10 protein-coding genes are annotated in these 8,765 nt (G+C 30.0%); 5 read left to right on the top strand and 5 right to left on the bottom strand.

The annotated features are described in order from the left end of the window. The coding region (locus BM335_RS15670) for a T9SS type B sorting domain-containing protein (protein ID WP_177219153.1) at positions 1-987 on the top strand (987 nt) is incomplete at its 5' end. Between the two features lie 8 nt (positions 988-995). Then, entirely contained in the window at positions 996-1,961 is a 966-nt protein-coding gene (locus BM335_RS04290; RefSeq protein WP_090223507.1) for a PorP/SprF family type IX secretion system membrane protein, read from the top strand. Between the two features lie 79 nt (positions 1,962-2,040). On the opposite strand, the gene trxA is transcribed toward BM335_RS04290, so the two are convergent. Next, positions 2,041-2,400 (bottom strand): thioredoxin, encoded by a 360-nt coding sequence (trxA, locus tag BM335_RS04285; protein WP_090223506.1) that lies wholly within the window; start codon positions 2,398-2,400, stop codon positions 2,041-2,043. A 160-nt stretch (positions 2,401-2,560) separates the two neighbouring features. Between trxA and BM335_RS04280 the strand changes: the two genes are divergently transcribed. Both BM335_RS04280 and BM335_RS04275 read left to right on the top strand, forming a co-directional pair. Then, positions 2,561-2,926, top strand: a complete 366-nt coding sequence (locus tag BM335_RS04280) for a DoxX family membrane protein (RefSeq protein WP_090223505.1) — start codon at positions 2,561-2,563, stop codon at positions 2,924-2,926. 101 nt (positions 2,927-3,027) lie between these two features. Beyond that, the gene (locus BM335_RS04275; protein WP_394332773.1) at positions 3,028-5,088 is read left to right on the top strand and encodes a prolyl oligopeptidase family serine peptidase; all 2,061 of its coding nucleotides are present in this window, start codon (positions 3,028-3,030) and stop codon (positions 5,086-5,088) included. A 46-nt stretch (positions 5,089-5,134) separates the two neighbouring features. Here the strand turns inward: BM335_RS04275 and BM335_RS04270 are convergent, their stop codons facing one another. Next, positions 5,135-5,593: a GreA/GreB family elongation factor gene (locus tag BM335_RS04270; protein ID WP_090223503.1), complete on the bottom strand. Its 459-nt coding sequence runs from the start codon at positions 5,591-5,593 to the stop codon at positions 5,135-5,137. A 52-nt stretch (positions 5,594-5,645) separates the two neighbouring features. Between BM335_RS04270 and BM335_RS04265 the strand changes: the two genes are divergently transcribed. After that, entirely contained in the window at positions 5,646-6,581 is a 936-nt protein-coding gene (locus BM335_RS04265) for a tRNA modification radical SAM protein MnmL/YtqA (protein WP_090223502.1), read from the top strand. A gap of 1 nt (position 6,582) precedes the next feature. On the opposite strand, the gene BM335_RS04260 is transcribed toward BM335_RS04265, so the two are convergent. The 3 genes from BM335_RS04260 to BM335_RS04250 form a co-directional block, all read right to left on the bottom strand. Next, on the bottom strand, positions 6,583-7,347 hold the full coding sequence (locus BM335_RS04260) for a hypothetical protein (RefSeq protein WP_090223501.1): 765 nt from the start codon (positions 7,345-7,347) through the stop codon (positions 6,583-6,585). A gap of 18 nt (positions 7,348-7,365) precedes the next feature. After that, a complete protein-coding gene (locus BM335_RS04255; RefSeq protein WP_090223500.1) occupies positions 7,366-8,040 on the bottom strand; it encodes a hypothetical protein in 675 nt (224 codons plus the stop codon). A 126-nt stretch (positions 8,041-8,166) separates the two neighbouring features. Further along, entirely contained in the window at positions 8,167-8,751 is a 585-nt protein-coding gene (locus BM335_RS04250; protein ID WP_090223499.1) for a porin family protein, read from the bottom strand. Positions 8,752-8,765 lie beyond the last annotated feature (14 nt).

Below are 8,765 nucleotides of genomic sequence, written 5' to 3'. Positions count from 1 at the left end.
GGTGATAATACAGTTACTCTTACCGTAACTGATGTTAATGGAAATAGCGCTAAAGCTACTGCTGTTGTAACTGTGGAAGATAACATTGCGCCTATAGCAAGTTGCTCAGCTCCATTTACAATTCAATTGGATGAAACTGGAAGTGCAACTATTACTGTCGATGACATAAACAATGGCTCTTCAGATAATTGTGAAATTGAAAGTTTAACTATAGATACTACTAATTTTGATTGTTCAAATATTGGTGATAATAATGTAACTCTTACTGTAACTGATGCTTATGGTAATAGTTCTTCTGTCACAACTGTGGTTACTATTATTGATGTAACTGATCCAATAGTAATTACTCAAAATATTTCTGTAGAGCTAGATGAAACTGGAAATGCTACCATTTCAGCTGAAGATATAGATGACGGTAGTTTTGATGCTTGTGGAATTGCAACACTAAGTTTGGATCAAACTACGTTTAGTTGCCCAACCTTAGGCGATACTACAGTAACCTTAACGGTTATTGATAATAATGGAAATTCAGCTTCGGAAATGGCTATTGTAACGTTTACTTCTGATGATCTAGATAACGATGGCATTGCTGATGTATGTGATGATGATTTAGATGGAGATGGAGTTGATAATGATATTGATAATTGCCCTACGGTTTCAAATCCTAATCAAGCGGATATAGACCGTAATGGTATTGGAGATGTATGTGACCAGGGTGAGTTAGAAATACCGAAAGGTTTCTCTCCTAATGGAGATGGGGTTAACGATGAGTTTATCATTGCAGGACTTCATAAATACCCAAATAACAGTATTCAAATCTATAACAGATACGGTAATATGGTATACGAATCCAATAACTATCAAAATTATTGGGATGGTGTTTCCTCTGGAAAAACCCGAAAATTACCAGCAGCTCCTTACTTTTATGTATTAAGTATTAATGGCGGTACTCAAATAGTTAAAGGCTGGTTATACATCAATTATTAAAAAAAATTATGAAAAATATATTTAAAAACTCAGTACTTGTTTTAATATTAGCAATCGGATTTGAAAGTTTTGCACAGCAAGATCCACTATACACTCAGTATTATAATAACTTTAGCTTAATCAATCCAGCCTATGCAGGTAGTCACGGATTGTTTACTGCTACGGCTAATATTCGTAGTCAATGGGCAGGTGAAGCAGGCAGTCCAGAAACACAAACACTTTCTTTACACGGACCTGTTGGTAAAAATGTAGGTTTGGGACTCTCTATTTTAAACGACAAGGTGTTTGTACTGAGTGAAACACACGTATATGCCGACTTTTCGTATTCTATTTATCCTTCAGAATATTCTACACTGGCTTTTGGTTTAAAAGTTGGAGGTAGTTTCTTAGATGTAAATTTACTAGAACTGGGAATTGAAAATGACAATTTATTTAGTGAAAACTTAAATGAATTTAATCCAAACATAGGCGCTGGTGCATTTTATTATACAAATCGCTTTTACGCAAGTGTATCTACGGTTAATATTTTACAAACCAAACATTATAACAAAAGTAATGCTGTTGTATCAAGTGCTTCTGATGAAATGATATTTTACCTTTCTTCGGGATATGTTTTTGATTTAAGTGATGATTTTAAAATTAGACCTTCTGTAATGTTAAGAGTTGTAAATGGAAGTCCGCTTTCTACAGATATTTCTACAAGTGTACTTTGGCTTGACAAATTAGAGTTTGGAATTTCACATAGAATTAATGAATCTATCTCAGGACTTTTTCAATTACGTTTAACCAATAATTTAAAAGTTGGTTATACATACGATGCTATTACATCTAACCTGTCAAATTACAATAATGGTTCACACGAGTTTTCTATTATTTTAAATATTGGTAAAAATAAAAACACCAGAAAACCCCCTTTTTATTGGATGAAAAATAAAAACTCTGAGGAAATCTTGAAAATGGAGAACGAAAATTAATTGTTTAAAATTTAATCGAAAATTTTTATTAATGAAAGAGCCACTCAATGAGTGGCTCTTTTTTGGTTTTTTTTGAGGTTTACTTTGAAACTTCTAAAACATCATTAATAATTTGTTCAAATTGGTGCTTAGGTAAAGCACCTTGCGCCATTTGAGGCTCAGCATTTTTTGGAACAAATAATATTGATGGAATACTTCTAATTCCAAAAGCAGCAGCTAATTCTTGTTCAGCTTCGGTATCAATTTTATAAACATTTACTTTCCCTTTATAATCATCACTTAATTCTTCTAAAATAGGAGCAACCATTTTACAAGGTCCACACCAATCTGCATAAAAATCTATAATACAAGGCAAGTCACCTTCAAATTTCCACTCTTTATTTTTTTCGAAATTAAAAACTTTTTCTAAAAAAGTTTCTTTTGTTAACATTTCAGTCATTTTTGTATTTTTAATATTAATAAATCAGCTTTTAAAGCTTTGTTATTTGACAACAAAGTGACACATAAACTTACAATTTTACAGTAACTTAAGTTACATCTGTAATTTATATTGTACATTAACGTCCAATTTAACTCAATATTAACTAAAACATTAAATTATGAATTCAAAATTACAAAAAGTCCTGAGGGTTGTATTGTCAATAATTTTATTGGTTTTTGGATTGAATAAGTTTTTTAATTTTATACCAATGGAAGCGCCTCCGGAAGGAAGTTTTATGCACGCTTTACTACAAACAGGCTATTTAATGCCGTTAATTGCAATTTCAGAAATTATACCAGGAATATTATTATTTATCAATAAGTGGACAGGATTGGCTTTGGTTTGGTTAGTGCCAATTTCAATAAATATTGTGCTTTTTCATTTAAAATATGATATTTCAACTATTGGTCCAGCAGCTTTAGTGGCAATTTTAAATGCAACATTAATTTATGTAAACTGGCGAAAATTTAAGACTCTCTTTTAATTTAAAAATATTCATCACATGAAAAATGAGTATTAATTGCAATGATTTGAGCGTTTATTATTTCTTGTAAAAACGATTCATCTCAAAAAACTCCTGAAAAATTGAACTATCCTACAACAAAAAAAGTTGATACTATAACTAACTATTTTGGAACTGAAGTTAAAGATTCGTACCGTTGGTTAGAAGATGATATGTCTGAAGAAACAAAAAATTGGGTTACCACTCAAAATGAAGTGACTTATAATTATTTATCAGAAATTCCTTACAGAGAAGAATTAAAATCAAGATTAGAAAAACTTTGGAATTATGAAAAAATCGGATCGCCATTTAAAGAAGGTGATTATACGTATTTTTTTAAAAATAATGGGTTACAAAACCAAAATCTTTTATACAGATTTAAAAATGAGGAAGAGCCAGAAGTATTTTTAGATCCAAATACTTTTTCTAAAGATGGCACCACTTCTTTAGGCGGTTTGTCTTTTTCTAAAGATGGGAAAAAATTAGCGTATTCAATTTCTGAAAGAGGAAGTGACTGGAGGAAAATTATTCTTATGGATGCTGAATCAAAAGAAATTTTAGAAGACACTATTATTGATGTGAAGTTTAGTGGAATAGCTTGGAAAGGTGATGAAGGCATTTTTTATTCTAGTTACGAAAAGCCAAAAGGAAGCGAACTTTCTGCAAAAACGGATCAACACCGTTTGTTTTATCATAAGTTAGGAACTGCTCAAAAAAACGATCCAATTATTTTTGGTGATATCGTAAAAAGAAGATATATAAACGGTTCAGTTACAGAAGATGGTAAATATTTAGTGATTTCAGCTTCAGAATCTACTTCTGGTAACGAATTATATATTAAAGATTTATCTAAAGAAGATAGTAAAATAATCACTGTTGTAAACAATTTTGAAAACGATACGTTTGTGCTAGATAATATTGGTGAAACACTGTTGTTAGGCACAAATTTAAATGCACCAAATAAACGAATTGTAAAAGTTGAAGCCGCTAAACCAACACCAGAAAATTGGGTTGATGTAATTCCTGAAACCAACAATGTACTGTCGCCATCTACAGCTAATGGTTATATTTTTACAAATTATATGGTAGATGCAGTTTCGCAAGTAAAACAATATGATTATACCGGCAAATTAATTCGTGAAATTGAATTGCCAGGCATTGGATCTGCAGGTGGATTTAGTGGTAAAAAAGATGAGGAATTAATTTATTATTCATTCTCAAACTATATCAATCCAGGATCAATTTATTCTTTTCAAACCGTTTCTGGAACATCTGAATTATACAAAAAACCAGCCATAGATTTTAATTCAGATAATTATGAATCGCATCAAGTATTTTATACTTCAAAAGATGGAACTAAAATTCCTATGATTATTTCCTATAGAAAAGGAATAATTTTAAATGGTAAAAACCCAACAATTTTATATGGTTATGGCGGATTTAATATTAGCTTAACTCCAAGTTTTAGTATTACAAATGCTGTTTGGATGGAACAAGGTGGTATTTATGCCGTTCCAAATTTACGTGGCGGTGGAGAATATGGAAAAGCGTGGCATAATGCCGGAACTAAAATGCAAAAACAAAATGTATTTGATGATTTTATTGCTGCAGCGGAATATTTAATTGCAAATAAATACACTTCTGCCGATTATTTAGCAATTAGTGGTGGCTCTAACGGTGGTTTATTAGTTGGCGCAACAATGCTACAAAGACCAGATTTAATGAAAGTTGCATTGCCCGCAGTTGGGGTTTTAGATATGTTACGTTACCACACATTTACAGCTGGTGCAGGTTGGGATTACGATTATGGAACTGCCGATGATTCTAAAGAAATGTTTGAGTATTTATTAGCTTATTCACCTGTACATAATGTAAAAGAAGGAGTTAATTATCCAGCTACTTTAGTTACTACAGGAGATCACGATGACAGAGTTGTACCTGCACATTCATTTAAATTTGCTGCAGAATTACAAGCAAAACATACTGGAAATAATCCAACTTTAATTAGAATTGAAACTAATGCCGGACACGGAGCTGGAACACCAGTTTCTAAAACTATTGAGCAATATGCAGATATATTTGGATTTACTTTATACAATATGGATTATAAAGATTTGCCAAATAAAACAAAAGTGAAAGGATAAATTTCCTTTTAAATAATTTTAAAAACCGCTCATTAGGGCGGTTTTTTTATGCGATATCTAAAATCTCAGCAGCATTAAATGGAATAATTTCACCAGTTTTTTTACCCAACAATTGTTTTCCAATAGGTGATTCTGTTGAAACAACAAAATAAGTTTCTTTATCAATAGTTACTTGTCCAACGCTTATTGCTAAAAAATAAGTTCCTTTTGTGGTTGTTACTAAACTACCAAGTTTTACGTTTTTAGTAGCATCTTCAATAGTTAATCGTTGCAAAGTTTCTTTCATCTGGTTTACAATTACTAATTGCTGACTGGCTTTTTCCATTTCTAATTGCAACATGGTGCGGCCAGTTTCGTGTTTATCACCTGCAGAACTTTTGGTTTCAGAAAATAAATCGTTTTTGTTAGAAACCATTGTTTCTAAAATTACCGTTTCCTTTTTTTGAACAAAATCAACACAAGTTTTAAGTAAAGTCTTTTTAATATTTTGAGAAGTGTCTTTCATAATTTTAATGGTAAAAATAACGCAATCCAATTAGTTTTAATAATTTTACGCCATGCAATTTACTGGAAAACGCTATTTAGATTATTCTTCATTTATAAGAGCTACGTTTGGAGAACGTGTTCAAAAAATATCATTAGACATCGGTTTTTCTTGTCCAAATAGAGATGGTTCAAAAGGCTATGGTGGATGTACATATTGCAACAATAACACGTTTAATCCGGATTATTGTGAACCTACTAAAAGTATTAAAGAGCAGTTAGAACAAGGCATTGCTTTCTTCGGAAAAAAATACAAATCAATTCATTACTTGGCTTATTTTCAAGCATATACAAACACGTATTCTGATATTGATTCACTGAAAAAAATGTATGAAGAAGCGTTAAATGTTTCTGGAGTTATTGGTTTGGTTATTGGAACAAGACCTGATTGTATTTCAGATGAATTGATTGATTATTTTGCATTTTTATCAAAAAAACACTTTATTTCATTAGAATTTGGCGTTGAAAGTACCAATGAAAAAACATTGTTAACAGTAAACAGATGTCATACTTTTGAAGAAACCAAAGCAACTTTTGAAAAATGCAAAAACAAAGGATTTCATTTAGGTGCACACATTATTTTAGGATTGCCTGGAGAAGATAAAAACGATTTACTAAATCATGCGAAAGAAGTTTCAAAATTACCTATTGACACCTTAAAAATGCATCATTTACAAATTGTGAAAAATGCTGTAATGGCTGTTCAATATAAACGGAATCCTGAAAAATTTAACTTATTTTCTTCGGAAGATTATATTGATTTTATCACCGATTTTATTGGAAATTTACGACCAGATATTATTATTGAACGCTTTATTAGCGAAACGCCACACAACCTTTTAATTGCTCCTAAATGGAATAATTTAAAAAACTTTGAAGTGGTTGCTAAAATTGATAAAAAACTAATGGAAAAAGATAGTTGGCAAGGAAAGTTTTATACCGCAAACTAATTTATTTTCCACCATTTGCGCGAAGGTCTTCAATACAAAAAGTACCTAATTGTGGAATTTGTTCTCCACCCAACCAATTAGAAAATTTAGTACCATTTTCAATTTGATAATTCATTAAACAATTTTCTGTTGTGCAATGTGCGCCATGAGTAGAATCTTGATGATTGTTAACCACTGAAGTTCCTATGTTTACCAATCCTAACAAATGACTAAATTCATGTAAAATTACAGTAGTTTCTAATACGTTTCTACTGGGTTCAAAGGCGCTATCTGAAAATGAATGTATAGTTTCTTCAAAAATTACAAAAGAAGTATTTCTGTATGCAGTACCTAATACAACGGATGTTTCTGTGTTGTTTATAGAATTTCCATTTAAAAAAATTGCCGAAATAACCAATTGGTTATCATTTGTAAATAAAGTTCTATTTGTATCCTCAATTTCTCTAACATCATCAATTGAATAGGCTTCCTTAGTTGTAATATTAATTAATCTTTCTTCTATAACAATATTAGTTTTATAACATCGGGCACTTATAAAGTTTTTAAGATTTGTTAACGTTGCTGATCTTGGCTTAAATCCATCAACATACATTACTTCTATTAAAATATTTGTATACAAATTGTTTGATAAGATATCATTAGCTGAATAACCAACTTGTTGTTTGTAAGGATAATTATCACTTATAAGATTGTCTAAATTTTCATTTTTTGAACAACCAAAGCTAAGAAAGATTAGGAGGGCAATACCGCTAAAAATATGTTTCATGTTGATAGTAGTTTTTATTTAATTACAATTGCTAATTATAGATTTAAACTGACTGTCATTAATTACTTCAATTGAAATATTATTATTTACAATTGCGTTTATTGGATATTGAACACTGTACACTTGTTGGTCTGATAAAGTATTTGTAAAACCAAACAACTCCTGATCGTTTTTTATAATGACATTTGAGGTTTGATCATTACTAATGTTAAATAAAGAAATAGTAATTGGGTAAACCAAATCTACACAAGTAATTGCATTTAAATTACTTGATATTAAATCACCACAACTATTGGCTAAATTATTTAATTGTTCTTGACTAGTAATTGTTGATTGTGTGTAATCATAATTTATAATGGTTATTGGGAAATTAAATTCAATTACATCAACATCAAAAGGAAATTGATTAAAAATATTTTCAACTAATTGATAATCGGTTGTATTTATAATATTTAACGCTATTCCGTTAGCCTTTAAAGAAACTGGTAATTGTACTGAAAAACAAGAAGTATTGTCAAGTAAATCATCAAAAGAACCATTATACATTCCAACTCTTTTATAATAATTGGTAGTTTCTGAATTGTTGTTGTTTGTATTTGGATCAGATCCTTCATTAACATCAATTTCTTGTTGGCAACTAATTATAAGAATTAAAAATAGATATACGAGAGATTTTTTAGCTATTGAACTCATTTTCAGTTTTGAAATTTAGAACAAATTTAAATATTAATTGATTAAATTTTAATTATTCCCCTTTAAGTTGATAAACTTGTAGACACTTACCATACAAAAAGGGGAATTTGGGGACTTATATTTTGATTAAAATATAAATCCTAATGACAGTTGTAACACATTGTTATATTCATTGGTGTTTTCATACAATTTTCCTAAACCATAATGATATCTTGCGCCTAGTATTAAACCTGTTTCAGTTTTAAACCCAAGCCCAATATTAGTCCCCCAATCTAAAGAGTGAGGATCAAAATTACTGTTACTGTCACCTATAAAAGTTTCTATATTTTCTTTATGAGATATTACATAACCAATTTGTGGCCCAGCTTCAAAATAAAAAGTTTTAGTAGGATATAATTTTAACATTAAGGGTATATTTAAATAATCAATTTTTTGAGTTAATTTAAAGTTGCTGTTTTCAACTACATATCCTTGTTGAGAGTAGGTTAACTCAATTTGTAAAGCTAAAAATTTAGTAATATTTGATTCTCCAAAAAAGCCAACATGTAAACCTTGTCGTTGATCGGTTTCATTTCCTTCTGAATTTCTAACCGACGTTAAATTATAACCTCCTTTTAAACCGAATGCTGAATTATTTTGTTCTTGTTTGTTTTCTTGCGCATGTATATTAAACGATACGATAAATGTCAAAATTATAAGTAAATTTTTCATAATAATTGTTTTAA

The sequence above is a fragment of the Lutibacter maritimus genome (assembly GCF_900116115.1).
Lineage (GTDB): Bacteria > Bacteroidota > Bacteroidia > Flavobacteriales > Flavobacteriaceae > Lutibacter > Lutibacter maritimus.
This window is presented reverse-complemented; position numbering and strand designations above follow the sequence as displayed.